This window comes from Amycolatopsis sp. 195334CR (genome assembly GCF_017309385.1).
Taxonomy (GTDB): domain Bacteria; phylum Actinomycetota; class Actinomycetes; order Mycobacteriales; family Pseudonocardiaceae; genus Amycolatopsis.
This window is the reverse complement of the sequence record NZ_JAFJMJ010000001.1, coordinates 3,398,891-3,423,359: the sequence shown is the minus strand read 5'-3', so window position 1 is coordinate 3,423,359 and position 24,469 is coordinate 3,398,891. Positions and strand designations below refer to the sequence as shown.

Below are 24,469 nucleotides of genomic sequence, written 5' to 3'. Positions count from 1 at the left end.
CGCGGCGAACCCGGCAAGAAACAGTCTTGTTCTTTCCGGCGGCCTCAGCCGTCGTGCAGCACCGGCTCCGCTTTCGCCGCGAACTCCTCGGCCCGGCGCCGCAACGCCACGGCCGCCACCACCGCCAACCCCACCTGCAGCGCACCCGAGAGCACGAACGTCGCGCTCGCGCTGCCCAGCAGCGACGAGGCCAGCCCGCCGAGCAACGCGCCCAGCGGCACCGCCCCCCAGACCACCGTGCGCCAGGCCCCCATCACCCGGCCGAGGTACTCACTCGGCACCAGCAGGTGGCGCAGCGTCGCGAGCACCACGTTGACCACCACCACCGCGGCACCGAACAGCCCGTACAGCACCCCGGCCACCACTGGATGCGCCACCAAGCCCATGCCGCCGATCAGCACGGCGACTGCCAGCATCCCGCCCAGCAGCACCCCCCGACGGCCGAACCGCGAGATCAGCCTCGGCGCCACCGCCGCACCGAGCAGGCCGCCCGCCCCCGCACCCGATGCGAACACCCCGAACACCACTTCGGACAACCGCAGGTCCTCCAGTCCGTAGAGGACCAGTTGCGCCATCGGCATTTCCACCAGCAGCGCGGTCGCCCCGGCGATGAGCACCAGCCGGGTCAGGAACGGGTTGCGCCGCAGCCACCCCAGCCCGCCGGCGATCTCGGCGCGCACCGATCCGCGCTCGGCTGCCTCCGGCCGGTACGAGCCGGTGACGCCCAGCAGCAGGGCGGCGGCCAGCGCGAACCCGGCCGAGTTCAGCAGGAACGGGAACGCGGCGAACACCGCGAACGCCACCCCGCCGAGTGGTCCGCCGAGGAAGTTCTGCCCGACCACCTCGACCGCCTGCAGCTTGCTGTTCGCGCTCTCCAGCCCACCGCGGCCCGCCACCGACGGGAGCAGCACGTTCGCCGCGCTGTCCGCGACCGTCTCCACCACACCGAGCAGCAGGCCGAAGGCATAGACCACCCAGATGGACACCGCGCCGCTCAGCACCAGCACGGCGAGCAGCCCGACCAGCACGGCCCGGGCGGCGTTCGCGGCCACCATCGCGCGCCGCCGGTCCACCCGGTCGAGCAGCGCGCCGACCGGCAGCGCGAACAGCAGCCAGGGCAGGAACTGGGTGGCCGACAGGCCGGCGATCAGCAGCGGATCCCTGGTCAGCGTGGCCGCCAGCAGCGGGAAGGCCACCTTGCCGACGCCGTCGCCCAGGTTCGACGCCGAACTCGCGGAGAGCAGCCAGGTCAACCGGCGGTCCTTTCCCGACATGGCCACTCCCTCCAGCACACGGAGTGACTTGATGTTAAGTTCCGCGGACACGCGCAGCAATCACCCGATTACGAAGAGCACGACGGATTGCTCGATTCAGACCAGGAATTCACGGACCGGAAAGCGGCAACCTCTGCTCCACGGCCACCCCCGCCGCCCTACGATGCACGCATGTTCATGCGCCGGATCCTGCTCGGAGCGCTCGCGCTCGCCGTCACCGCCGCCACCGGCTGTTCCTCGGACGAGCCGGACACCAGTTCCTTCCCCCCAGCGGAACAACTTGTCCAGGAGGCCACCGCGGCCACCTCGGCGGTGCGGAGCACGCACTTCTCGCTCCAGGTGAACGGGTCGATCACCGGGCTGAGCGTGCAGAGCCTCGACGGCGACCTGACCAAGGAGGGCGGCCCGTCCGGCGCGGCCAAGGGCACCGGCAAGATCGAGGTCGGCGGGCAGCTGATCGAGGCCGAGTTCGTGGTGGTGCAGGACAACTTCTACCTCAAGGGCCCGACCGGCACCTTCCAGAAGATCCCGGCGCTGACCGCGGCGCTGGTCTACGACCCGTCGGCCATCCTGGACCCGCAGCGCGGCATCGCGAAGCTGGTCTCCAGCCTGCAGAACCCGAAGACCGAGGCCGAAGAGGACGTCGACGGCACGGCCACCTGGAAGGTCTCCGGCCGGATCGGCAAGGACGTGCTCGTCGGCCTGCTGCCCGGCATCCAGGCCGACGCCGACCTCACCTTCTGGCTGGCCAAGGACACCAAGCTCCCGGTCAAGGCCACCGCGAAGTTCCCGGACAACGCCACGGTCGACGTCAAGCTGTCCGATGTGGACAAGCCCGTCACGGTGACCCCGCCGGCGTGATCACCACCACCCGCCGCGGCCGGGCGAGCGCGATCGCGGCCGGCGGGCTCGCCGTGCTGCTCGGCGCGCTGGACACCTACGTGGTGATCGGCCTGCTCCGCCAGATCATCGACGAGCTGCGGATCCCGGTGAACCGGCTGGAGCAGGTCACCCCGGTGGTCACCGGTTACCTGCTCGGGTACGTCGCCGCGATGCCGCTGCTCGGGCAGGCCTCCGACCGGTTCGGCCGGAAACCCCTGCTGCAGCTCTGCCTCGGCGGCTTCCTCGCCGGTTCGGCGATCACCGCGCTGGCCGGGAACCTCGAGGTGCTCGTCGTCGGGCGCGTGGTGCAGGGGGTGGCCAGCGGCGCGCTGCTGCCGGTGACCATGGCGCTGGCCGCCGACCTGTGGGCGCAACGCCGTCGCGCCACCGTGCTCGGCGTGGTCGGTGGCGCGCAGGAACTGGGCAGCGTGCTCGGCCCGGTGTACGGCATCGTGTTGTCCGCGCTGACCGACTGGCGCGGGGTGTTCTGGGTGAACGTCCCGCTGGCCGTGCTCGCGATGGTCGCGGTGTGGTTCTCGCTGCCGTCGAGCCCGCGCCCGGACGGCCCGCGGCCGAAGGCGGACGTGGTCGGCGCGAGCCTGCTCGCGGTCACGCTCGCGCTGCTGGTGGTCGGGCTGTACAACCCGAACCCGCGTGAGCAGGTGCTGCCGAGCTGGGGCTGGCCGGTGCTGGCCGCGGCGCTGGTGGTGCTGGTGGCCTTCGTGCTCTGGGAGAAGCGGGCGAAGGTCCGGCTGATCGACACGACCGGCCTGCGGCTGGGGCCGTTCTTCGCCACGCTCGGGGCGTCGGTCGCGGCGGGTGCCGCGCTGATGGTGACGCTGGTCGACGTGGACCTGTTCGCCCAGACCCTGCTCGGCCGGGACGACCACGGCAGCGTGCTGCTGCTCCTGCGGTTCCTGATCGCGCTGCCGGTCGGCGCGGTGGTCGGCGGGATGGTGTCCTCGCGGCTCGGTGAGCGCTGGGTCGCCTTCGCCGGGTTGCTGATCGCGGCGGGCGGGTTCGTGCTGGTCTCGGCGTGGCCGCTGGACGTGCTGGCCGCGCGCAGCGTGCTGCTCGGCCTGCCCCGGCTCGACGTGGACCTGGTGGTCACCGGGTTCGGGCTCGGGCTGGTGATCGCGCCGCTGTCCTCGGCGGTGCTGCGGGTGACCCCGGCGGAACAGCACGGCGTGGCGTCGGCGGGCGTGGTGGTGGCGCGGATGACCGGCATGCTGGTCGGCGTGGCGGCGCTGTCGGCGTGGGGGCTGCACCGGTTCCACGAGCTGACCGCCGACCTGGACACGCCGATCAAGGTGCTGTTCCCGTCGCCGGAGGAGTACGAGGTGGCGCTGAGCCGGTACACCACCGCGCTCAAGCAGGCCCTGCTCGACCAGTACGGCGAGATCTTCTTGATCACCGCGTTCCTCTGCGCGGGCGGGGCGCTGCTGGCCCTGCTGATCGGGCCGAAAGCTAGAGTTGGAGCCGACCAGCTGACCTAGTCGAAGGATCGATCGTGCCCGAGTACCTGCCGACCGCCCCCTACCGGGGAACCAGGGACTTCCTCCCCGCGGAGATGTCCGTCCGGACGCAGGTGTTCGGCCATCTCTACGACGTGGTCGAGCGCTTCGGCTACCAGCGCTACGACGGGCCGATCCTGGAGTCCGCGGAGATCTACGAGGCCAAGTCCGGCCAGGAGATCGCCGACCAGCAGCTCTACACGCTGACCGACCGCGGCGGGCGGCGGCTGGCGCTGCGCCCGGAGATGACCCCGTCGGTGGCGCGGATGATCGCCGGCAACGCGGGTTCGCTGCAGTTCCCGGTGCGCTGGTACAGCCACCCGAACTGCCACCGCTACGAGCGCCCGCAGCGCGGTCGCGTGCGCGAGCACTGGCAGCTCAACGTGGACATCTTCGGCTCGGACGCGGCCAGCTGCGAGATCGAGATCTTCGAGGTGATCCACGCGCTGCTCGGCGAGTTCGGCGCCACGCGGGACATGTACGCGGTCCGCGCGAACGACCGGACGCTGCTGGCCAGCGCGCTCACCGATCTCGCCGGCGTGCCCGCGGAACACCTGGCCGCGGTGTACTCGCTGGTGGACCGCTGGGAGAAGTACGACCGCGACAAGCTCGCCGCCGACGCCGAGGAGATCGGCCTGAGCGACAAGCAGTTCGCCCGCCTGGCCGAGACGCTGGGCGCCGGGACGGCGTTGCTGGACGAGCTGCCCGCCGAGGTGAAGGACGCGTCCAACCTGGTGCGGGTGCTGCGCAGCGAGGCGGCCGACCTGGTCCAGTTCGACCCGCTGATCGTGCGGGGCCTGGCGTACTACACCGGCACGGTGTTCGAGGTGTTCGACACTTCGCCGGAGAACAACCGCGCCCTGTTCGGCGGTGGCCGGTACAGCGACCTCGCGGGCTTGTTCACCGCGAAGGAGATCCCGGGCATCGGCTTCGGCATGGGTGACGTGACCCTGATCGACTTCCTGACCACGCACGGCCTGGTGCCCTCGCCCCGCAGCGAGTACGACGTGGCGGTCATCCCGGTGACGGCCGAGCTGACCGGTGCCGCGCGCACGGTCGCCTCGAAGCTGCGGTCGGCGGGGCTGCGCACGTCGAGCCCGCTGGAGCACCGGAAACTGGGCAAGGAACTCACGCGCGCCGACAAGGCGGGCGCGCGGGCCGTGGTCATCGTCGGTCAGGAGGACTGGGACGCCGGGAACGTCACCGTGCGCAGCCTGGCCACCCGGGAACAGTCCACCGTCGCCGTCGACTCGGCTGCCGCTTCGGTGGCCTCGCTCCTCTGACGAATGCGGTGAATGTGGCTTTCACCGCGCATTCCGCGGTGAAAGCCACATTCACGGCACCGGATCAGCGCCCGACCAGGCGCATGCCCTCGTCCGGGTAGCGCTGCCCGGCGACCGCCTCCCGCGGCACCGTGCGCTCCACCTCGTCGATGTCCTCAGTGGACAGTTCCAGCCCGGCAGCGGCGACGTTCTCCTCCAGGTACTTCCGCCGCTTGGTACCCGGGATCGGCACCACGTCCGCCCCGCGCGCCTGCACCCACGCCAGCGCCAGCTGCCCCGCGGTCACACCCCGCCGTTCGGCCAGCTCGCGCAGCTTCGCCACCAGTTCCAGGTTCCGCTCCAGGTTGCCGTCCGCCATGCGCGGCTGGCTCTGCTGCCGGAAGTCACCGGCCCCGAAGTCTGCTTTGGACTGGAACCGCCCGGTCAGCAGCCCCCGCCCGAGCGGCGAGTACGGCACCACGCCGATGCCCAGCTCGCGGCAGACCGGCACCACCTCGTCCTCGATGTCCCGCGACCACAGGCTCCACTCCGTCTGGAGCGCGGTGATCGGGTGCACCGCGTGCGCCCGCCGGATCGTCTCGGCCCCCGCCTCGGACAGGCCGAGGTGCCGCACCTTGCCCGCGGTGACCAGCTCGGCCATCGCGCCGACGGTCTCCTCGATCGGCACCGAGGGGTCCACGCGGTGCTGGTAGTACAGGTCGATGTGGTCCACGCCGAGCCGTCGCAGCGACGCCTCCGCCGCCTCGCGCACGTAGGCCGCGTCCCCGCGCACCCCGCGCTTCGACGGATCGTTCTCGTCGCGCAGGATGCCGAACTTGGTGGCCAGCACCACCTGGTCGCGCCGGTCCCCGATGGCCCGCCCGACCAGTTCCTCGTTGCGCCCGAAGCCGTACATGTCGGCCGTGTCGAGCAGGGTCACGCCCAGCTCCAGCGCGCGGTGGATGGTGGCGATCGACTCGGTCTCGTCGCCTTCGCCGTAGAACTCGCTCATGCCCATGCAGCCCAGCCCCTGGGCGGCCACGGTGAGCGACCCCAGCTTGCGCTCTTCCATCAGCTCACTTCCCCGCCGCGCGGGCGAGCCGCTCGGGGTACCGCGCCCCGGCGACGGCCTCGGCGGGCGCGGCCGCTTCGATCTCGGCGATGTCCTGTTCGGACAGTTCGATGTGGACGGAGGCGGCGTTCTCCTCCAGGTACTTGCGGCGCTTGGTGCCCGGGATCGGCACCACGTCGTCGCCCTGGTGCTGCACCCAGGCCAGCGCCAGCTGCCCGGCGGTGACGCCCTTGCGCTCGGCGAGCCCGCGCAGCGCCTCGACGATGGCCAGGTTGCGCTCCAGGTTGCCGTCGGTGAACCGGGGCAGGCCGCGGCGCATGTCGTCGGCGGGCAGGCTGTCCACCGAGGTGATGTTGCCGGTCAGGAAGCCCCGGCCGAGCGGCGAGAACGGCACGATGCCGATGCCCAGCTCCCGGCAGGTGCCGAGGATCTCGTCCTCGATGCCCCTGGTCCACAGCGACCACTCGCTCTGCAGCGCGGTCACCGGGTGCACCGCGTGCGCCCGCCGGATGGTCTCCGCGCCCGCCTCGGAAATGCCCAGGTAGCGGACCTTGCCCTCGGCGACCAGCCCGGCCAGCGCGCCCCAGGTCTCCTCCACCGGCGTGTCCGGGTCCACCCGGTGCTGGTAGTAGAGGTCGATGTGGTCCACGCCGAGCCGGCGCAGCGAGTCCTCGCAGTTCTGGCGGACGAACCCGGCGTCGCCCCGGGCGCTCATCGCGCCGCCCTCGCCCCAGACGATGCCGAACTTCGTGGCCAGCACGACCTGGTCGCGCCGGTCCCTGATGGCCCGCCCGACCAGTTCCTCGTTGGCGCCCGCGCCGTAGACGTTGGCCGTGTCCAGCAGGTTCACGCCCAGTTCCAGCGCCCGGTGGATGGTGGCGATCGACTCGGCTTCGTCGTCGCGGACGCCGTAGGCCTGGCTCATCCCCATGCAGCCGAGACCCTGCGCGCCGACGGTCAGCTCGCCGAGCTTCTTGGTGGTGCTCACGCGGTCTCCTTGATCGGAGCGTTCTGTTCGGTGAACTTCCGCTCGATCTGGTCGTAGTTGTCGATCTTGTAGTCGAGCACCTCGAGGCAGCCCTGCAGTTCCTCGATGCGCTCGCGGACCGAGCGGCGCTGCTCGACCAGGATCGCCTTGCGGCGGCCGGCGCTGGCCGCGCCGTGGCGGCGCAGCGAGGCGTACTCGCGCATCATCCGGATGGGCATGCCCGTGGTGCGGAGCTTGGTCAGGAAGCCCAACCAGGCCAGGTCGTCGTCGGAGTAGACGCGGCGCCCGGCCGTATCCCTGGCCGGGGCCTCGAGCAGCTTGATGCGCTCGTAGTACCGGAGGGTGTCGATCGACAGGCCACTCCGGCGGGCGGCCTCGGCTATCGAAAAGCTCATGTCTCGACGGTACGACCTGGAGTGCGCTCCAGGTCAACTCCCGAAGCCCGTCCGCGTTACGCTGCGCGCATGGCCCGCCCCAGAACCCACGACGACGGCCTCCGCGTCCGGCTGCTCGACCGCGCCGGTGAACTCCTCTCCGGCGAGGGCCCCGGCGCACTGAGCCTGCGACGGCTCGCGAAGGACGCCGGTACCTCGACCACCGCGGTGTACTCGCTGTTCGGCAGCAAGCCCGATCTGATCAGCGCGTTGTACGTGGAGGGGTTCGCCCGGTTCGAGAAGCGGCTGGCGGCCATCGTGCGCACGGGCGACCACTTCGAGGACCTGGTGTCGCTGGGCCTGGCCTACCGGGCCAGCGCGCTGGCCGACCCGCACATGTACTCGATCATGTTCACCAAGGCGGTGCCCGGCTTCGAACCGGACGAATCGGCCACCGACCTCGCGCGGTCGACGATGAACCCGCTGCTGGACACCATTCGCACGGGCATCGCCGACGGGGTTTTCGTCAACGAGCCCGCCGAACGGATAGCGGCGTCGTCGTGGGGCATCGCGCACGGCATGGTTTCGCTGGAGATCAACGGAAACCTGCCACCCGGCTTCGACGTCAGCGGTGCGTACGAAGCCGCCCTGCGGGCCAACGGCCGAGGCTGGCTGCGCACGCAACCAGCACCGAACTGACGGCTCGGACGGCACCGTACGACGGCTGCTGCTCAGACGGCGCCGTACTGCCGGTCGCCCGCGTCGCCGAGCCCGGGCACGATGAAGCCCGAGTCGTTCAGGCGCTCGTCGATGCTGGCCGTGACCACGCGCACCGGCATCCCGGACTCCTCCAGGTGCCGGATGCCCTCCGGCGCGGCGAGCGCGCAGATCGCGGTGACGTCGGTCGCGCCGCGGTCGATCAGCAGCCGGATGGTGTACGCCATCGAGCCACCGGTGGCGAGCATCGGGTCGAGCACCAGCACCGGCCGGCCCCCGAGCGATTCCGGCAGTGATTCCAGGTAGGGCGTCGGCTGCAACGTCTCCTCGTCCCTGGCCAACCCGACGAAGCCCATCTGGGCGTCCGGGATCAGCTTGTGGGCCTCGTCGGCCATGCCGAGCCCGGCCCGGAGGACCGGCACCAGCAACGGCGGGTTCGCCAGCCGGTAGCCGTCGGTGCGGGCGACCGGGGTGTGGATGCGCTCCACCCGCACGGGCGCGTCGCGGGTGGCTTCGTAGATCAGCATCATGGTCAGCTCGTGCAGCGCCGCCCGGAAGGCCGCGCTGTCCGTGCGGGCGTCCCGCATGGTGGAGAGCCGGGCCTTGGCCAGCGGATGATCGACGACGTGGACGTCCATGGTGGACACCGTAGCCGCCACCGCACCACCCCCTGTTGTTACCTGCGAGTAGGCAACAGGAAACCCGGCGAGCGACTACAAAAACGGGCCTCGACCTGGTCAGAATCGCAACGGTGATGCCAATGCCGGAATGCGGTCGACGGGGGTGCCAGGTGGAAAGCGCGCGAACGACCCGGCCTTGGTCCATTCGAGTTTCCCTTCGGCAGCCCGCTCCACTCGAGCCGGTGACCGCACTACCTTCCGTAGGCAAGCAGGCACATTCTGCGCTCACGGGTGTTTCCCGGGAACGACCGGAAGAGGCAACCGGCAACGGAAGGGTCGACGTGGCCGAAGGACGCAGACTGTTCGGTACGGAGCTCCGGCGGCGCCGGAACGAGGCTGGGCTCTCCCTCACCCAGCTGGCCGCCAAGGTGCACTACAGCAAGGGATATCTGAGCAAGATCGAGACGAATCGCAAGCCACCTCCGCCGGAGCTGGCTCGCCTGTGCGACGTCGCTCTCGCCGCCAAGGGCGCGCTCACCGCGCTCGTCCCCGCGCATCTGACCGGAGCTCCGCTTCCGGAAACCCAAGATGACAGCGAGGTGTGGATCATGAACCTTTCCGCGGACGGGTCGAGCTGGTTCCGGCCGATGGGCCGCCGGGAAGCGATGGCGATGGGCGTCGGCTCGGCGATCGGCTTCGGGCTCGGCACCGCCGGGCTCGGCGCCACCTCGGGCGAAACCACCGCGCTGGCCGCCCTGCACGCCCACTTCGACCAGTTCCGCCGACTCGGCCAGACGGCGAGCCCCGGCGTCGTGCTTCCCGCGCTGGTCGCGCAAACCCATACGATCCAGCAACTGGCCGGGCGGGCCACCGAGCACCACCGGAACGACCTGCTGCTGCTCGGGGCCCGGTACGCCGAATACGCCGGCTGGATGGCTCAGGAGTCCGGGGACGACAAGGCCGCGCTCTGGTGGACCGATCGCGCCGTGGAGATGGCGGAGGCCGGCGGTGACCACGACCTCGCGGCCTACTCGCTGGTCCGCCGCGCACTGGTGACCCTCTACCGGGACGACGCGCGGCAGACGATCGAGCTGGCCCAGCACGCGCAGTCCTTCCCGGTACCAGCCAGGATTCGCGGGCTCGCCGCGCAACGGGAAGCACAGGGACACGCGCTCGCCGGTGACCGCGACGCCTGCCTGCGCAGCCTCGACGAAGCCCAGGAACTCCTCGGGCGCGCGGATGCGGCGCCCGGGCCCGTGCTGGGCACCACGAACCTGCCCAACCCGGCGAAGATGGTGCTCGGCTGGTGCATGTTCGACATGGGCCGGGCACGAGAAGCGGCGGAGGTGCTGGACCGGGAGGTCGACCTCATCCCGGCGGAGGCGCTGCGCACCAGGGCTCGCTACGGCATCAGACGAGCGCTCGCGCATGCCACGGCCAACGAGGTCGACCACGCCTGCGCGCTGACCCACGAGCTGATCGGCCTCATCGACGTGGTCAGTTCGGCGACCATCACGCTCGACGTGCAGCGACTCAGGCGGACCTTGGCGCGCTTCCGCAGCCAGCCGGCGGTGCGCGAGGTCTCCCCGCTGCTCGACGCCGCGCTGCACGCACCGACTGCCTGAAATCAGTTCACCCGGTAGAGGAGGGATCGCTTCACCATGCCCGAAATCTTCGTCAACTATCGAACGGCGGACCAAGCAGGCGTCGCCGACCACATCCAGGCCGACCTGAGCCGCCGGTTCGGCCGCGAACACGTTTTCTACGCCAGCCAGTCGATCAAGTCGGGCGAGAACTTCACCAAGGAACTGCTGCCTGCCGTCCGGCGCAGCACGGTGCTGCTGGCCGTGATCGGCCCGGACTGGCTGGCCGCGAACAGCCGGGGCGAGCGGGCGATCGACAACCCCGCGGACTGGACCCGGCGCGAGATCATCACGGCTTTCGACTTCGGCGTCCACGTCATCCCGATCCTCGTCGGCCGCAAGACCGAGCGGCTCAGCGAAGGCGACCTCCCGCCCGAACTCGTCGAACTGGCCCAGCGCCAGAGCCTGCTCTTCGACACCCGCGACTCGGCGGCCTGCCTGGACAAGATCGCGGCGGACGTGGCCGACCTGGTGCCCGGACTGGTGGACCGGACGGTGGCCCCCGAACCGGACACACCGCGCGAAACCCGCGACCGGTCGCACAACCTGCACGGCGTCGGCTCGGTCAACATCGGCGGCGACGGTTCGATCGTCGGCTCGCCCACGCTCGGCAACGGATCCTTTATCGGCTCGCCCGCAATCAGCGACGGATCCTTTGTCGGCTCACCCACGCTCGGCGACGGGTCCGTCGTCGGCTCGCCGAAGTTCGGTGAGGGATCCGTCGTCGGCTCGCAGCAGTTTGGTGAGGGGGCCATCGTCGGCTCGCAGGAGTTCGGCGACGGACCGGTCGTCGGCAAGGTCGACGGCGACGTGCAGTTCGGCGACCGCCGCGACAACGGCCCCAGCCAATGACCAGCCACACCACCGCGCCGACCGCCGGCACGGTGGTCAACCAGCAGAACCACGTCTACTACGGCGACTTCCCCGGACGGCGCCCCAGGGCGAACCACCGGCAGGCGGCCCGCACCTACCTGCAGTGGCTGTACCGGCGCTACGCCTACCCCCGCGGTTACGCCGAAGCACAGCGGACCGTGGCAGAACCGGGCACCGTCCTCCTCGGCGGCGCGCCGGGCAGTGGTCGCCAAAGCGCGGCGAAAATGCTGCTCTACGGCCTCGCCAGAACAACAACCGGCTTCCGGGAACTCCCGGACCGCTCGGACGGTGACGAACCGCTGCTGGACGAAACCCAGGTCGAGCCGGGCGATCGGTTCCTGCTCGACCTCTCCGCCAGTGACCGGCCCACCTTCCGTTCGGCACAGCAGCACCTCGTCACGGCTCTGCCCCTGATCGCCGAACGAGGCGCCCATCTGCTGGTGGTGCTCCCGCACAACGCCTTCGAGGACCTGGTCCCGGAACTGCGCGACTCCGTCGTCACGATCGGCCGCCCCCACGCGCGAACCGCGTTCTTCCGCCACCTGAAAGCCGATGGCATCGAGTTCGAGCCGGACGCGGTGGACGAGGAAATCCACGAGAAACTCGAAATCGATTCGCTGGAACGCCTGGCACGCCTCGTCGAACTCGTGAAGGCAGCTCGCGAAAAGAACTCGGAACTCGACTTCAAGAGCTGGCTCGCCACCGCGAAAAAGTCGTGGTTGAAACGCGACAGCGATGTGGCGCTGGAGCTGGGAAGCATCACCGACGGCCCAGCCAGAGCCGCCATGCTGTCCGTTGCCCTGTTGGAGAACGGTCCCGCTGACGTCGTGCACCACGCGGCGAACGAAATCCTCCGCATCACCGCCCATCCCGAACCGCCCGAACCCGTGCTCTCGAGGAACGCGCTCAGCACCCGACTGCGGGGTATACGCGCGGAGATCACGGACGCGCGAACGGTTCGCTTCCTCGACCTGGCCAAGGACGAGGCGGTTCTCCGGTACTTCTGGGACAACTTCCCGGACCTGCGGGCCAAGCTGACCACGTGGGCCGACCGGGTCGTGCGCCTTCGCGAGTTGAGCGACGCGGGACGCCGCGAGGTCGCGGGCAAGCTCGCCGTGCAGTGCCTGCGCACCGGCCGGACGGCGGACCTGCGGAACTTGGCCGAGGCGTGGGCGGGCACCTATCCGGAGCCCGCCGCCCAACTGCTGCAGCAAGGCCTCACCGACGAGCGCTGGGCCGGTGAGTTCCGGCAGCAGCTCTACTACTGGAGTGGCAAGGCGATGCTGCCCGATCCGCTGGCCAAGGTGTTGATCCAGCTCTGCGTGGACACCATCGCGCCGCGCTACCCCGAACAAGCCCTCGTTCGGCTCCACCGGCTGGCCAGGCGCAAAGACAGCACGCGGGACGCGTACGCCTTGGCCCGCGACGCGCTCAAGCTCTTGTGCGAGCCGGATGGGCGCTTGTTCCGGCGTCTCCTCGCCCGGCTCGGCCACTACCCGGCCGAGAATCGGCGGGCCGCGGACTTCAGCCTCTTCCTCGAGATCGCGAACCCGGTCCTGGTGACCCGCGCCGACCGCAGGACCCAGCCGCTGCTCGCCGACCAAGGCGTCCGCCGCACGCTGGTCCGGCTGTGGTCCGACGTGCTCTCGAGGCGGAAACCGTCGAACTGGCCGGACCACGTGACGGCGTGGCTCGACGAGGCCGGGCAGAACCCGCTCGGCGCCCAGCTCACCGAAGTCCTCGCCGTCGCGGCGAGCGAGGTGGACGGTGCCTGCTCCCGGATGTTCGGCATCGCCAGGGAGTGGGTCCGCGGCGCACACGCGGATCCGGTGCCCGCTCGCGACACCTTCACCCGATTCATCGAGCAGATCGACCAGGCCCAGGACTTCGACCCCACCGCCTGCTGAACATTGGAGCCCAAGGTGACCCAACGGGACAAAACCCTCCTGATCGTTCTCGGTTTCCTCGCCGTGTTCGCGCCGGTGACCGCCGGACTGAGCCTGGCCTGGCCGACCTGGCTGTGGGTGCTGATCACGGTGGCTTCGGTCGGCGCCGTACTGGTCGTGCGTGCGGCGATCGCGGAACGCATTCGCGGCGAGCAGCTCCAGGACGCCCGGATGAGCCAGTACCTCCCGGCCGAGCCGGTCCCGGAACCGTCCGAATACGAAGAGGTGCTGGTCGGCGCCACCTACCTGCCCAGCGCTTCGGCCGACTACCGGTTCGTCTTCTCCGCGAAGGTCTGGTGGCGCTTCACCCCCGGCCGCCCACCGATCGCCCACGCCAATCCCGCCGGGCTGGCCATCAGCCTGGTCGTCCGGCAGGCGCAGCACGAGGCGGTGAAGGCCAATCCCGAGGACTACTCCCTGCTCGAACACCACCTGAGCGGCGTGCTCGGCACCACCCGGCAGGATCCCGGCGGCGTGGTGGAGGCGTCGGCCAACAGCATCAAGGTCTCACTGGCCCCCGACGACGAAGCACGGTTGCGGTCCCTCGCCGACGTCCGCAAGAACCGCGAGGTTTGGGAGCACGAACGCGAGTACGAGCGCAACAAGCGGCAGTACCTCGGTGAGGACGTGCTGAAGGACACCGGCAGTGCCGTGGTGTGGTGGCTGGCCAAGAAGGACACCGCGATCCAGGAGACGGTGGACCTCATCGGCAACCTCGCCCAGCTCTCAGCGGCGGCGAACAACACCGAGATCCCGCCGCTGTTCCGCAACTTCCTGATGGACCCGCAGTCCGGGGCAGACCTGAACGGCCACGCGGCGGACACCGCCTTCGACGCGATGTACGCCGACGCCGACCAAACCACGCGTACCCGCTACCTCCGGACCTGGATGACCGAGATCGGCCTCGATCCAGGAGACCCGGAGTGGAGCCTGCTCGCCCACCGGCTGGCGCGCTCGGCCGAGACCACGGGACGGCCGGACATCGCCGAGGAGATCCGGCGCGACTTCGACCTGCCGACCGACACCGAACCTGACGCCCCTGCCGACCAACCCGGTGATGACACAGTGGACACGGCCGAACACACGGAGAACGAGGCGGTTTCGTGGCCGGCGGACGGAGACCGCAGCCTGTCGTACGAATGACTGACGCGCGGGGTCTGCCGGGGCGCTAGGCTGCCTGCCGTGAGTGAGCACCCTGGCCTTCCCGAACCGTCGCAGATGCGGGTGTCCGACGCTGATCGGGAGCGGGTCGCGCAGATCCTGCACAAGGCGATGAGCGAGGGCCGGATCACCGTCGAGGAGTTGGAGGAGCGGCTCTCCGTGGTCTACGCCGCCAAAACGGCGGCCGATCTGCACCCGGTGACCCTCGACCTGCCGGTGGACGGGAACGCCGGAGTGGTGGCGCCGTCCACCTCCCGCGCGGTGACGAGCCCGCACAACCTGGTCGGCGGGCGCCCCGGCTCGACCAGTTCGGTCGCGGTGATGTCCGGCACCGAGCGCAAGGGCAGCTGGGTCATCCCGGCCACGCACAACAGCTTCGCCTTCTGGGGCGGCGTCGACATCAACCTGATGCACGCCCGCTTCGCCGAGCAGCACACCACGATCAACGCGGTCGCGATCATGGCCGGCATCGACATCGTGGTGCCCGACGACATCATTCTCGACGTCACCGGTATCGGCTTCATGGGCGCCTTCGAAAGCCACGACCGCGGCGACGTGCAGCAGGCCCCGGACGACGCGCCGGTGCTCAAGGTGACCGGCTTCGCCTTCTGGGGCGCGGTCACGGTGATCCGCAAACCGCGTCAGGCCCCCAGCCAGGCCAAGCAGATCACTCCCTGACCGGCACCCACGGCCGCTCGTCGAGGAGCGCGCGCAGCCGGTCGGTGGTCTCGCGCAGCTCCTCCTCCCACTGCTTGGTCTCCCCGCTGCCGCCGTTCGCGGCGTCCAGCTGCGCGAGCACCCAGTTGCGGATGAGCGCGGTCGGCGGCACCCCGCGCCGGTCCGCCAGCGACCGCAGCTCCTCGAGTCGCTCGACCGGCAGGCGGACGCTGTAGACCTCGCTCGGCCCCTTCGACGGCTCGGGCCGGCGCATGAACGATTCGATCTCCTCCTCGGCCCGCCGCGCGGCCTCCTGCAGCCGCCGGGTGGGGAAGTCGTCGGACATCGCGCCTCCTCGATTTTTCACCTACCTGTCCTCATCGTAATACGCCGTATTACGACCAAAACACTAACGTCGAATTTCCCGGATCGACGTCGCCTAGACTCGCGGGCATGACAGCTACGTCAACGGCGACGGACACCCCGTCACCGCTGCCCGAGCGGCTCGCCGACGCCACGCGCGACGAGACGAGCCTGCGCCGGTTCCTGCACGGGCTGCCGGGCGTCGACCAGGTCGGCGTCGAGCAGCGCGCGGCCGGGCTCGGCACCCGCAGCATCAAGAAGGCCGCCAAGCGCTGGGCCATCGACACCGCCATCTCGATGGTCGACCTGACCACGCTGGAGGGCGCCGACACCCGGGGCAAGGTCCGCGCGCTGGCCGCCAAGGCCAAGCTGCCCGACCCCGAGCACCCGGACACCCCGCGCGTGGCCGCGGTCTGCGTGTACCCGGACCTGGTCGGCACCGCGGTCGAGGCGCTGCACGGCACCGGGATCGGAGTGGCCAGCGTCGCCACCGCCTTCCCGTCGGGCCGGTCGAGCCGCGAGATCAAGCTCGCCGACGTGGCGATGGCCGTGGACGCCGGCGCCACCGAGGTGGACATGGTGATCGACCGCGGTGCCTTCCTCGAAGGGCGCTACGGCCAGGTGTTCGAGGAGATCCAGGCGATCAAGGCCGCCTGCGGCCAGGCCCACCTCAAGGTGATCCTGGAGACCGGCGAACTCGCCACCTACGACAACGTGCGGCGCGCCTCCTGGCTGGCGCTGCTTGCCGGTGGCGACTTCATCAAGACCTCCACCGGCAAGGTCTCCCCGGCGGCCACCCTGCCGGTCACCCACGTGATGCTGCAGGCGGTGCACGACTGGCACCAGGTCACCGGCGAACTGCGCGGGGTGAAGCCGGCCGGTGGCATCCGCACCACCAAGGACGCGATCAAGTACCTGGTCGCCGTGCACGAGGTCGCCGGGCCGCCGTGGCTCGACCCGCACCTGTTCCGGTTCGGCGCCTCCAGCCTGCTCAACGACCTCCTGCTGCAGCGCCGCACCCAGCTCGACGGCCACTACAGCGGTCCCGACTACGTGACGGTGGACTGATGCCCGACTCACCCTTCGACTACGCGCCCGCGCCCGAATCCCGCGACCTCGCGAACCTCAAGCCCGCCTACCGGCCGTTCGTCAACGGTGAGTTCGTCGACGGTGCCGGTGAGCCGCTGAAGTCGGTCAACCCGGCCACCGAGGAGGTGCTGGCCGAGGTCTCCACCGCGTCGAAGTCCGATGTGGACACCGCGGTGAAGGCCGCGCGGCGGGCCTACGAGAAGACCTGGGGCAGGATGCCGGGCGCCGAGCGCGCCAAGTACATCTTCCGCCTGGCGCGGCTGATCCAGGAACGCGCGCGCGAGCTCGCCGTGCTGGAGAGCCTGGACAACGGCAAGCCGATCAAGGAGTCGCGCGACTCCGACATCCCCACCGCCGCCGCGCACTTCTTCTACCACGCGGGCTGGGCGGACAAGCTGGACTACGCGGGCTACGGGCCGGACCCGCGACCGCTGGGCGTGGCCGGTCAGGTCATCCCGTGGAACTTCCCGCTGCTCATGCTGGCCTGGAAGATCGCCCCGGCGCTGGCCACCGGCAACACCGTGGTGCTCAAGCCGGCCGAGACCACCCCGCTCACCGCGCTGGTCTTCGCCGAGATCTGCCAGCAGGCCGAACTGCCGCCCGGGGTGGTGAACATCCTGCCCGGTGCCGGGGACATCGGCGCCGAACTGGTCGGCCACCCGGACGTGAACAAGATCGCCTTCACCGGCTCCACCGAGGTCGGCAAGCTGATCCAGCGCACGGTCGCGGGCACGCCGAAGAAGCTCACCCTGGAGCTGGGCGGCAAGGCGGCGAACGTGGTGTTCGACGACGCGCCGCTGGACCAGGCGGTCGAGGGCATCGTGAACGGCATCTTCTTCAACCAGGGCCACGTCTGCTGCGCCGGTTCGCGGCTACTGGTCCAGGAGTCCATTGTGGACGAGGTGCTGGCGAAGCTGCGGTACCGCGTGTCCACGCTGCGCATCGGTGACCCACTGGACAAGAACACCGACATCGGCGCGATCAACTCGCGCGAGCAGCTGACCAAGATCCAGGAACTGGTCGAGTCCGGGGACACCGAGGGCGCGCAGCGGTGGACCAGCCCGTGCCCGGTGCCGGAGCGGGGTTTCTTCTTCGCTCCCACGGTGTTCTCCGACGTGCAGCAGTCGATGCGGATCGCCCGCGAGGAGATCTTCGGGCCGGTGCTGTCGGTGCTCACCTTCCGCACGCCGGAGGAAGCGGTCACCAAGGCGAACAACACGCCGTACGGCCTGTCCGCCGGGATCTGGACGGAAAAGGGCTCCCGGATCCTGTGGATGGCGAACCGGCTGCGGGCCGGCGTCGTCTGGGCCAACACCTTCAACCGCTTCGATCCCGCCGCTCCGTTCGGCGGTTACCAGGAATCGGGCTTCGGCCGCGAGGGCGGGCGCACCGGTCTGGAGGCTTACCTCGATGTCTGATCGTCTTTCGGTGACCAAGACCTACAAGCTCTACATCGGCGGGAAGTTCCCGCGGTCGGAGTCCGGGCGCTCGTACCCGGTGTCCGACGCCAAGGGCAAGTTCCTGGCCAACGCCTCGCACGCCTCGCGCAAGGACGTCCGCGACGCCGTGGTGGCCGCGCGCAAGGCCTTCGGCGGCTGGTCCGGCGCCACCGCCTACAACCGCGGCCAGGTGCTGTTCCGCGTGGCCGAGGTGCTCGAAGGCCGCCGCGACCAGTTCGTCAGCGAGGTGAGCGCCTGCGAAGGCGTGCCGGCCAAGAAGGCGGAGTCCCTGGTGGACGCCGCGATCGACCGCTGGGTCTGGTACGCGGGCTGGACCGACAAGATCGCCACCGTGCTCGGGGCGGCGAACCCGGTGGCGGGCCCGTACTTCTCCTTCACCGTGCCGGAGCCGACCGGGGTGGTCGGCGTGCTGGCGCCGCAGCAGTCGTCCCTGCTGGGCCTGGTCAGCGTGCTGGCGCCGGTGCTGGCCACCGGATCCACCGCGGTGGTGGTGAGCAGCGCCGACCGGCCGTTGCCGGCGATCACCCTGTCCGAGGTGCTGGCCACCTCGGATGTGCCGGGCGGGGTGGCGAACATCCTCACCGGGCGTGCCGCGGAACTCGGTTCCTGGCTGGCTTCGCACGGGGACGTCAACGCGCTGGACCCGACCGGGGCGGCCGAGGCCGACCGCGCCGAGCTGGCGAAGGCGGCCGCGGGCACGGTCAAGCGGGTGCTCAGCGTGCCCGCCGAGGAGCCGGACTGGACCGCGCAGCCGGACATCAAGCGGCTGCGGCGGTACCTGGAGGCCAAGACGGTCTGGCACCCGCTCGGCGTCTGACCTACTCCATCAGCAGATCGGCGCTGGTCACCGCCCGGCCGGGCAACGGCGTGCCCGGCCGGGCGCTCAGCCCGTCCAGCATCAGCTGGATGCAGCGCTCGGTGGCGAACGAGGCCACCGCCGCCGACCTCGGCGGCAGTTCACGCAGCAGCAGCGACAGCATGATGGTCACGTCGCCGGGACCCACGTCGGGCCGCAGCGTGCCCTCCTCCTGCGCGTGCTCGACGATCCGGTCCAGGATGCCGAGCGCCTCGCGGCGGAATTCGCGGGTGCGCGGGTCCTCCTGGAGCACCTCCCGCGCGAGCGGTGACAGCATGGCCAGCTGCACGCTCAGCTTCACCTTCTGGGTGAGCCGGAGGAACCGGACGAGTGCGTCCCAGGCCGTCGGCTCCTCTTCCTCCGCGGCCCGCGCCTCGAGCAGCACGCTGCGGAAGGTGTCCCTGGCGATCTCGCGCAGCAGCGAAGTGCGGTCCGGGAAGCGCCGGTAGAGCGTGCCGACGCCGACGCCCGCGCGGCGCGCGATCTCCTCCATCGGCACGTCGGGCCCGGCGTCGGCGAACAACTCCTTGGCGGCGGCGAGGATCTGATCGCGGTTGCGCCGCGCGTCCGCCCGCAACCGGGTCTCCTCTTGTTCCACCGTCATCTCAGCCACCTCTCAGCTTCCGCGGGATTGTCTCACCCCAACGGATGTGGACGCTCGCATTCCACATCGGTACCGTGAAAAACGGAAGGTAAACCTCCACATACGATTCGTCCGGATTGAGGTAGCCGTGTCCGAAACCACCACCGAGCGGGTCCCGTCGTTCCCGATGGAGCGCCGCTGCCCGTACGCCCCACCCGCCGAATACGACCGGATCCGCGCGGAGAACCCGGTGTCGCAGGTCGAACTGCCCACCGGCAAGCGGGCCTGGGTGCTCACCCGGCACGAGGACGTGCGCACCATGCTCGCCGACCCCCGGTTCAGCTCGGACCGGGCGAACCCGCGGTTTCCGGCGCTGGTGGACAACGCGAGGGTGCGCGAGTCGTTCAAGCCTTCGCTGATCTCTATGGACCCGCCCGAGCACGGGCCGGCGCGGCGCGCGGTGGTCGGGGAGTTCACCGTGCGCCGGATGGAGGCGCTGCGGCCGCGGATCCAGGAGATCGTCGACCAGGCCATCGACGACCTGCTGGCCGCAGGCGAGCCCGCCGACCTGGTCACCCACCTGTCGCTGCCGGTGCCGTCGCTGGTGATCTGCGAGCTGCTGGGCGTGCCGTACGCCGACCACGAGTTCTTCCAGCAGCACTCGGGCAGGCTGCTCAGCCGGGAAACCCCGCCCGAGGACCGGCGGGACGCGGTCGACCAGCTCACCGGGTACCTGGACAAGCTGATCGCGGAGAAGGAGGAGGCGCCGACCGACGACCTGCTCGGCAGGCAGATCCTCAAGCAGCGCGAGGAGGGCGAGGTCGATCACGAGGCGCTGGTCAGCCTCGGCTTCCTGCTGCTGGTCGCCGGGCACGAGACCACCGCGAACATGATCTCGCTCGGCGTGGTCGCGCTGCTCGAACACCCGGACCAACTGCAGCTGCTGCGCGACGACCCGGGTGTCACGCTGAGCGCGGTCGAGGAACTGCTGCGGTACTTCACCATCGCGGAACTGGCCACCACCCGGCTGGCCACCGAGGACGTGGAGATCGGCGGGGTGCTGATCAAGGCGGGCGAGGGCGTGCTCGGCCTGTCGAACGCCGCGAACCACGACCCGGCGGCCTACGAGCGGCCGGACGAGCTGGACATCGCGCGGGGCGCGCGGAACCACGTGGCCTTCGGTTTCGGCGCGCACCAGTGCCTCGGCCAGAACCTGGCGCGGATGGAACTGCAGATCGTGTTCGACACGCTGTTCCGGCGGGTGCCGTCGCTGCGCATCGCGCGGGCGATCGACGAGCTGGACTACAAGCGCAACAGCACGATCTACGGGCTGCACTCGCTGCCGGTGGCGTGGTCGTGAGGATCAGCACGGACGTCGACCGCTGCGTCGGTGCCGGGCAGTGCGTGCTCGCCGAGCCGGAGGTGTTCGACCAGAACGAGGAGGACGGCACGGTCGTCCTGCTGACCGACGAGGTGAGCGGGGAGACCGCGGACCGGGTGCGGGAAGCCACCTACATCTGCCCGGCGCAGGCTCTGTCCATTTCGGACTAGTGCCCGGCACCGGTGCCGTGAAGGTGGCTTTCACGGCACCGGTGCCGGGCTAATTCGGTTGTCGCGGCGCGGGGGCGGCTGGTAGAAGACCGTATGCAGATCCGGGAAGCGACCGTCGCGGAGCTGGCCACGTTGCCGGCACTCGAATCGGCCGCCGATTCGATCTTCGCCGAACTGGGATTCCCGCCGCTGCCGCCGCCGGGGAGTCCCGACGAGCTGGCCGCCGCCCGGCTGGTGCTGGTCGCGGGCACCCCGCCGGCCGGTTTCGCCAGGGTCGAGGTGGTCGACGGCAACGCGCACCTGGAACAACTCGCCGTGCACCCGGCGCACTTCCGCCAGGGCATCGGCACGCTGCTGGTGCGCGCCGTCGTCGACTGGGCGCGGGACAACGGGTTCCCCGCGGTGACGCTGTGCACCTTCGCGGACATCCCGTGGAACGGCCCGTTCTACCGGAAGCTCGGCTTCACCGACGTGCTCGACCCGTCCCCGGGCCTGCGTGAGCTACGCGCGCACGAACAAGCAGTGGGCCTGGACGATCTGGGGCCGCGCACGGTCCTCCGGTTTTCCCTCTGAGCGAGGTCACTTTCCTTCACACAGCGCGGTTTCCACCACGGTGAAGCGACCGGGGTTGTTGGTGCTGGTCACGATCGTGTTGGTGACCAGTGACGCGTACCGGCCGTCGTCGGTGGCCATGGTCAGCGAGCTGTAGCCCTTGGTGTCACCGGCGTGGCCCCACGCCTGGCCGCCGCAGGGCAGGTCGAGGCGGAAGGCGCCCAGGCCGTAGCCGTCGCCGGTGATCGCGTGCGCGCCGCCGGGGATGGCGACGGTTTCGCGCATCTCGGCGAGCAGCGCCGGGGACACGACCTCGCCCGCGGCGAGGGACTGCTCGAATTCGGCCAGATCGGTCTGGGTCGACACGGCCGAGCCCGCGGTGCGCAGCAGGTTCGGGTCGAGCCAGTTGCTGACGTCGTTCCAGAAGTAGATCGGGCCGATCCGGCCGCCCTCGTAGCCGTGCAGGTAGGGCGCGGGCAGGCTCTTGTTCGCCGGGAACGAGGTGCCGGTCAGGCCGAGCGGCTGGAAGATCCGCGCGGCGATGGCCTCCTCCGCGGGCTGGCCGGTGACGGCTTCGATGAGCAGGCCGAGGATCTGGTAATTGGTGTTGGAGTACTGGAAACCGCCGCCCGGTGGGAAAACCGGGGTGTGGGACAGGCCGTCCCGCACCAGTTCAGCGAGCGAGAAGATGCCGTCCGGACCGGCCTGCGGGTTGGGCGCGGTCTGGTTCTCGGCGATGCCGCTGGTGTGCTGGAGCAGCTGGCGCACGGTGATCAGGGTGCCGTCGTAGCCGTTGCCGGTGACCACACCGGGAAGGTAGCCCTCGATCGGCGCGTCCAACTGGACCGCACCGTCGTCCACCAGCTTCAGCACGGCGGCGGCGGTGAAGATCTTGGTCTGGCTGGCCACCCGGAAGTGGTCGTCCGGCTTGATCGCCACGTTCTTGCCGGGGGTGGCGGTTCCGCTCTGCACGGACCATGAGCCGGTGGCGTCACCGGCGTACACCGAGGCGCCCGGCCCGGCGTGGGCGAGGTAGCTGTTCAGCGCGGCCTGGGTTTCAGCGTGCTCGGCAACCTGCGCCGACGCGGTGGTGGGCGCGGTCAGTACCGCGGCCGCGACCAGGCTCAACAGCGCGGTGGTCTTCGCGATCATGGTTCCTCCTCGGCGGGTTCGCGCCCACGCTAGGAGGAGCCGATGAAATACTGATGTAAACTCGGTTCCGCCAATTCGCCGCGAACGCGATCGTGACGTGGAGGCCATCGCGCGGGTGCCATCGCGGGTGCCCGAGGTCGCGGGATTCGCCGCCGTGAGCAGGAATTCGCGGGCCGGAGTGCAGGTCCCAGGATCGTTGCAGCTCTTCGAGGTTCTCGGGTGGCGCCGGGGTGGCGGGTGGCCGGTGGGCGGTCGGGGGTTGGTACGTGGTCACGCGGTTCGCGCTCCGTCCTGGTGGTTGAACATCAACTCGATGGACGTGACCGGCGGACGCGTGGTTCCGCGCTGGGGCCTGGATCTTGCCGGACGGGCAGCGCGCTGGGCGCGGATCTTGCCGGACGGGCGGCGGGCTCCGGACTGCTGCGCTCCGGGCTGCTGCGGGCGGCGGGCGCCGGACGGCTGGCTGCGGGCTGCGGGCGCGTGGTTCCGCGCTGAGCCGCGGATCTCGCCGGACAGGCGGCGGGCTCCGGGGCTGAACTCCGGGCGGCGGGCGGCGGGCGGCGGGCGGCAAGCGGGCTGCGGGCTCCGGGTTTCGCGCTGGGGCGTGGGTCTTGCCGGACGGGCGGCGAGCGGCGATGGGCTGCGGGCTGCGGGCTGCGGGCTGCGGGCTGCGGAAGGAAGCTGGTGCGGTGGTTGAGGTTGCCCGGCACAACCAGGAATCAGGGGCGAGGGCGCACCAGCTGGGCCAGGAACTCCTGGTTCGTCTCGGTTTTGCGTAGGCCGTCGAGCAGGGTTTCGGTGGGGCGGTCCCGGCCTTCCAGTGCACGCCGCAGGGACTTGACGGCGTGGGATTCGGCGGGGCTGACCAGGAGGTCGTCCCGGCGGGTGCTGGATTGCGGCAGGTCGATGGCCGGCCACACCCGCTTGCTGGCCAGCCGACGGTCCAGGCGCAGTTCGGCGTTGCCGGTGCCCTTGTACTCCTCGAAGATCACCGTGTCGCCGACCGAGCCGGTGTCGATGAGGGCGGTGGCGAAGATGGTCAGCGAACCCCCGTTCTCGATGTTGCGGGCAGCACCGAGGAAGCGCTTCGGCGGCGTCAGCGCGGTGGAATCCACGCCACCGGACAGGATCCGGCCCGAGGCCGGGGCCGCCAGGTTGTACGCCCGGCCGAGCCGGGTCAGGGAATCCAGCAGCACCACCACGTCCCGGCCCTGTTCGACCAGGCGCTTGGCCCGCTCGATGGCCAACTCGGCCAGGGCGGTGTGGTCGGTGGGCGGGTGGTCGAAGGTGGCGGCGATCACCTCGCCCGGTACCGCGCGGGAGAGCTCGGTCACTTCTTCCGGGCGCTCACCGACCAGCACCAGCATCAGGTGGCACTCCGGGTGGTTCTTGCTGATGCCGTGCGCGATCGCTTGCAGCACAGTGGTTTTCCCCGCTTTGGGCGGCGCCACGAGCAACGCCCGCTGCCCCTTGCCGACCGGCATCACCAGGTCGATCATCCGGGTGGTCAGCTCGTGCTGCTCGGTCTCCAGGCGGAGCCTTTGGTTGGGGTACAGGGGAACCAGGTCGGCGAAGGCCGGGCGCGGCCGCCGGTTCGGGTCGTGGCCGTTGACGCCGACCACCTTCCCGTTGTCCCCCAAGGAAATCAGGTCGCCGCGGCGGAGGCCCAGCTCGCGGACGACCTGCTGCGGGATGGGTACGTCGTCCGGGCCGGGCAGGTAGCCGTCGGCCCGGACCTGTGCGCGGTTGCGCACGATGTCGAGTATTCCGTTGGTAGTCATGATGAATCCTTCTGCAGGGAAATGAATGAGGGGCCGGCGGATCAGCGCCGGTGACAGGTGGAGAAAGCAGGTCCGAGGCGGGAGGCGAGGCCTTCATCC

23 protein-coding genes and 1 pseudogene are annotated in these 24,469 nt (G+C 70.4%); 15 read left to right on the top strand and 9 right to left on the bottom strand.

Annotation, left to right across the window (positions count from 1 at the left end; translation table 11 throughout):
• Positions 1-44: 44 nt before the first annotated feature.
• Positions 45-1,274 (bottom strand): MFS transporter, encoded by a 1,230-nt coding sequence (locus JYK18_RS16790; protein ID WP_206802937.1) that lies wholly within the window; start codon positions 1,272-1,274, stop codon positions 45-47.
• A gap of 171 nt (positions 1,275-1,445) precedes the next feature.
• Here JYK18_RS16790 and JYK18_RS16785 point away from each other — a divergent pair, with 171 nt between their 5' ends.
• The 3 genes from JYK18_RS16785 to hisS are packed head-to-tail and all read left to right on the top strand — an operon-like array spanning position 1,446 to position 4,953.
• Entirely contained in the window at positions 1,446-2,135 is a 690-nt protein-coding gene (locus JYK18_RS16785) for an LppX_LprAFG lipoprotein (RefSeq protein ID WP_206802936.1), read from the top strand.
• The gene (locus tag JYK18_RS16780) at positions 2,132-3,652 is read left to right on the top strand and encodes an MFS transporter (protein WP_374195023.1); all 1,521 of its coding nucleotides are present in this window, start codon (positions 2,132-2,134) and stop codon (positions 3,650-3,652) included. Before JYK18_RS16785 ends, JYK18_RS16780 begins: the two co-directional genes overlap by 4 nt.
• Positions 3,653-3,666: 14 nt before the next feature.
• The gene (gene hisS, locus JYK18_RS16775; RefSeq protein ID WP_206802935.1) at positions 3,667-4,953 is read left to right on the top strand and encodes a histidine--tRNA ligase; all 1,287 of its coding nucleotides are present in this window, start codon (positions 3,667-3,669) and stop codon (positions 4,951-4,953) included.
• Between the two features lie 64 nt (positions 4,954-5,017).
• On the opposite strand, the gene JYK18_RS16770 is transcribed toward hisS, so the two are convergent.
• Genes JYK18_RS16770 through JYK18_RS16760 form a run of 3 tightly spaced genes read right to left on the bottom strand, consistent with a single transcriptional unit; the run spans position 5,018 to position 7,387 of the window.
• Positions 5,018-6,004: an aldo/keto reductase gene (locus tag JYK18_RS16770; RefSeq protein ID WP_206802934.1), complete on the bottom strand. Its 987-nt coding sequence runs from the start codon at positions 6,002-6,004 to the stop codon at positions 5,018-5,020.
• Positions 6,005-6,008: 4 nt separating this feature from the next.
• Positions 6,009-6,935: an aldo/keto reductase gene (locus JYK18_RS16765; RefSeq protein WP_242581174.1), complete on the bottom strand. Its 927-nt coding sequence runs from the start codon at positions 6,933-6,935 to the stop codon at positions 6,009-6,011.
• Positions 6,936-6,988: 53 nt separating this feature from the next.
• The gene (locus tag JYK18_RS16760) at positions 6,989-7,387 is read right to left on the bottom strand and encodes a MerR family transcriptional regulator (protein ID WP_206802932.1); all 399 of its coding nucleotides are present in this window, start codon (positions 7,385-7,387) and stop codon (positions 6,989-6,991) included.
• Positions 7,388-7,456: 69 nt separating this feature from the next.
• On the opposite strand from JYK18_RS16760, the gene JYK18_RS16755 reads away from it, so the two are divergent.
• Entirely contained in the window at positions 7,457-8,065 is a 609-nt protein-coding gene (locus JYK18_RS16755) for a TetR/AcrR family transcriptional regulator (RefSeq protein WP_206802931.1), read from the top strand.
• A gap of 32 nt (positions 8,066-8,097) precedes the next feature.
• On the opposite strand, the gene upp is transcribed toward JYK18_RS16755, so the two are convergent.
• Positions 8,098-8,721 (bottom strand): uracil phosphoribosyltransferase, encoded by a 624-nt coding sequence (gene upp, locus JYK18_RS16750; protein WP_206802930.1) that lies wholly within the window; start codon positions 8,719-8,721, stop codon positions 8,098-8,100.
• A gap of 323 nt (positions 8,722-9,044) precedes the next feature.
• On the opposite strand from upp, the gene JYK18_RS16745 reads away from it, so the two are divergent.
• The 5 genes from JYK18_RS16745 (at position 9,045) to JYK18_RS16725 (ending at position 15,004) form a co-directional block, all read left to right on the top strand.
• Positions 9,045-10,328 (top strand): helix-turn-helix transcriptional regulator, encoded by a 1,284-nt coding sequence (locus JYK18_RS16745; RefSeq protein ID WP_206802929.1) that lies wholly within the window; start codon positions 9,045-9,047, stop codon positions 10,326-10,328.
• A gap of 36 nt (positions 10,329-10,364) precedes the next feature.
• Positions 10,365-11,198, top strand: coding sequence for a toll/interleukin-1 receptor domain-containing protein (locus tag JYK18_RS16740; RefSeq protein ID WP_206802928.1), 834 nt, complete (start codon positions 10,365-10,367; stop codon positions 11,196-11,198).
• The gene (locus tag JYK18_RS16735; RefSeq protein ID WP_206802927.1) at positions 11,195-13,126 is read left to right on the top strand and encodes a hypothetical protein; all 1,932 of its coding nucleotides are present in this window, start codon (positions 11,195-11,197) and stop codon (positions 13,124-13,126) included. The genes JYK18_RS16740 and JYK18_RS16735 overlap by 4 nt, the downstream gene beginning before the upstream one ends.
• 15 nt (positions 13,127-13,141) lie before the next feature.
• On the top strand, positions 13,142-14,308 hold the full coding sequence (locus JYK18_RS16730) for a hypothetical protein (RefSeq protein ID WP_206802926.1): 1,167 nt from the start codon (positions 13,142-13,144) through the stop codon (positions 14,306-14,308).
• 75 nt (positions 14,309-14,383) lie between these two features.
• Positions 14,384-15,004, top strand: a complete 621-nt coding sequence (locus JYK18_RS16725; protein WP_206804279.1) for a DUF1707 domain-containing protein — start codon at positions 14,384-14,386, stop codon at positions 15,002-15,004.
• On the opposite strand, the gene JYK18_RS16720 is transcribed toward JYK18_RS16725, so the two are convergent.
• Entirely contained in the window at positions 14,994-15,329 is a 336-nt protein-coding gene (locus JYK18_RS16720) for a hypothetical protein (protein ID WP_206802925.1), read from the bottom strand. The genes JYK18_RS16725 and JYK18_RS16720 overlap by 11 nt on opposite strands.
• 107 nt (positions 15,330-15,436) lie before the next feature.
• Between JYK18_RS16720 and deoC the strand changes: the two genes are divergently transcribed.
• From deoC to JYK18_RS16705, 3 genes are read left to right on the top strand one after another with little or no spacing between them, the layout of a single operon-like run.
• The gene (deoC, locus tag JYK18_RS16715; RefSeq protein ID WP_206802924.1) at positions 15,437-16,414 is read left to right on the top strand and encodes a deoxyribose-phosphate aldolase; all 978 of its coding nucleotides are present in this window, start codon (positions 15,437-15,439) and stop codon (positions 16,412-16,414) included.
• Complete coding sequence (locus JYK18_RS16710; protein WP_206802923.1) at positions 16,414-17,853, top strand: aldehyde dehydrogenase family protein; 1,440 nt, start codon at positions 16,414-16,416, stop codon at positions 17,851-17,853. Before deoC ends, JYK18_RS16710 begins: the two co-directional genes overlap by 1 nt.
• Complete coding sequence (locus JYK18_RS16705) at positions 17,846-18,712, top strand: aldehyde dehydrogenase family protein (RefSeq protein ID WP_206802922.1); 867 nt, start codon at positions 17,846-17,848, stop codon at positions 18,710-18,712. The genes JYK18_RS16710 and JYK18_RS16705 overlap by 8 nt, the downstream gene beginning before the upstream one ends.
• Before the next feature lies 1 nt (position 18,713).
• Here the strand turns inward: JYK18_RS16705 and JYK18_RS16700 are convergent, their stop codons facing one another.
• A complete protein-coding gene (locus JYK18_RS16700) occupies positions 18,714-19,355 on the bottom strand; it encodes a TetR/AcrR family transcriptional regulator (protein WP_206802921.1) in 642 nt (213 codons plus the stop codon).
• Positions 19,356-19,521: 166 nt separating this feature from the next.
• On the opposite strand from JYK18_RS16700, the gene JYK18_RS16695 reads away from it, so the two are divergent.
• The 3 genes from JYK18_RS16695 to JYK18_RS16685 all read left to right on the top strand — a co-directional run bounded on the left by JYK18_RS16695 (position 19,522) and on the right by JYK18_RS16685 (position 21,458).
• The gene (locus JYK18_RS16695; protein WP_206804278.1) at positions 19,522-20,694 is read left to right on the top strand and encodes a cytochrome P450; all 1,173 of its coding nucleotides are present in this window, start codon (positions 19,522-19,524) and stop codon (positions 20,692-20,694) included.
• A complete protein-coding gene (locus JYK18_RS16690; RefSeq protein WP_206802920.1) occupies positions 20,691-20,885 on the top strand; it encodes a ferredoxin in 195 nt (64 codons plus the stop codon). The genes JYK18_RS16695 and JYK18_RS16690 overlap by 4 nt, the downstream gene beginning before the upstream one ends.
• A gap of 93 nt (positions 20,886-20,978) precedes the next feature.
• Positions 20,979-21,458, top strand: coding sequence for a GNAT family N-acetyltransferase (locus tag JYK18_RS16685; RefSeq protein WP_206802919.1), 480 nt, complete (start codon positions 20,979-20,981; stop codon positions 21,456-21,458).
• Positions 21,459-21,464: 6 nt separating this feature from the next.
• Here JYK18_RS16685 and JYK18_RS16680 read toward each other — a convergent pair whose 3' ends face one another.
• Both JYK18_RS16680 and rho read right to left on the bottom strand, forming a co-directional pair.
• Complete coding sequence (locus JYK18_RS16680; protein WP_206802918.1) at positions 21,465-22,589, bottom strand: serine hydrolase; 1,125 nt, start codon at positions 22,587-22,589, stop codon at positions 21,465-21,467.
• Positions 22,590-23,308: 719 nt separating this feature from the next.
• Positions 23,309-24,373 (bottom strand): annotated as a pseudogene (gene rho / locus JYK18_RS16675) (transcription termination factor Rho); the annotation flags it as partial.
• Positions 24,374-24,469 lie beyond the last annotated feature (96 nt).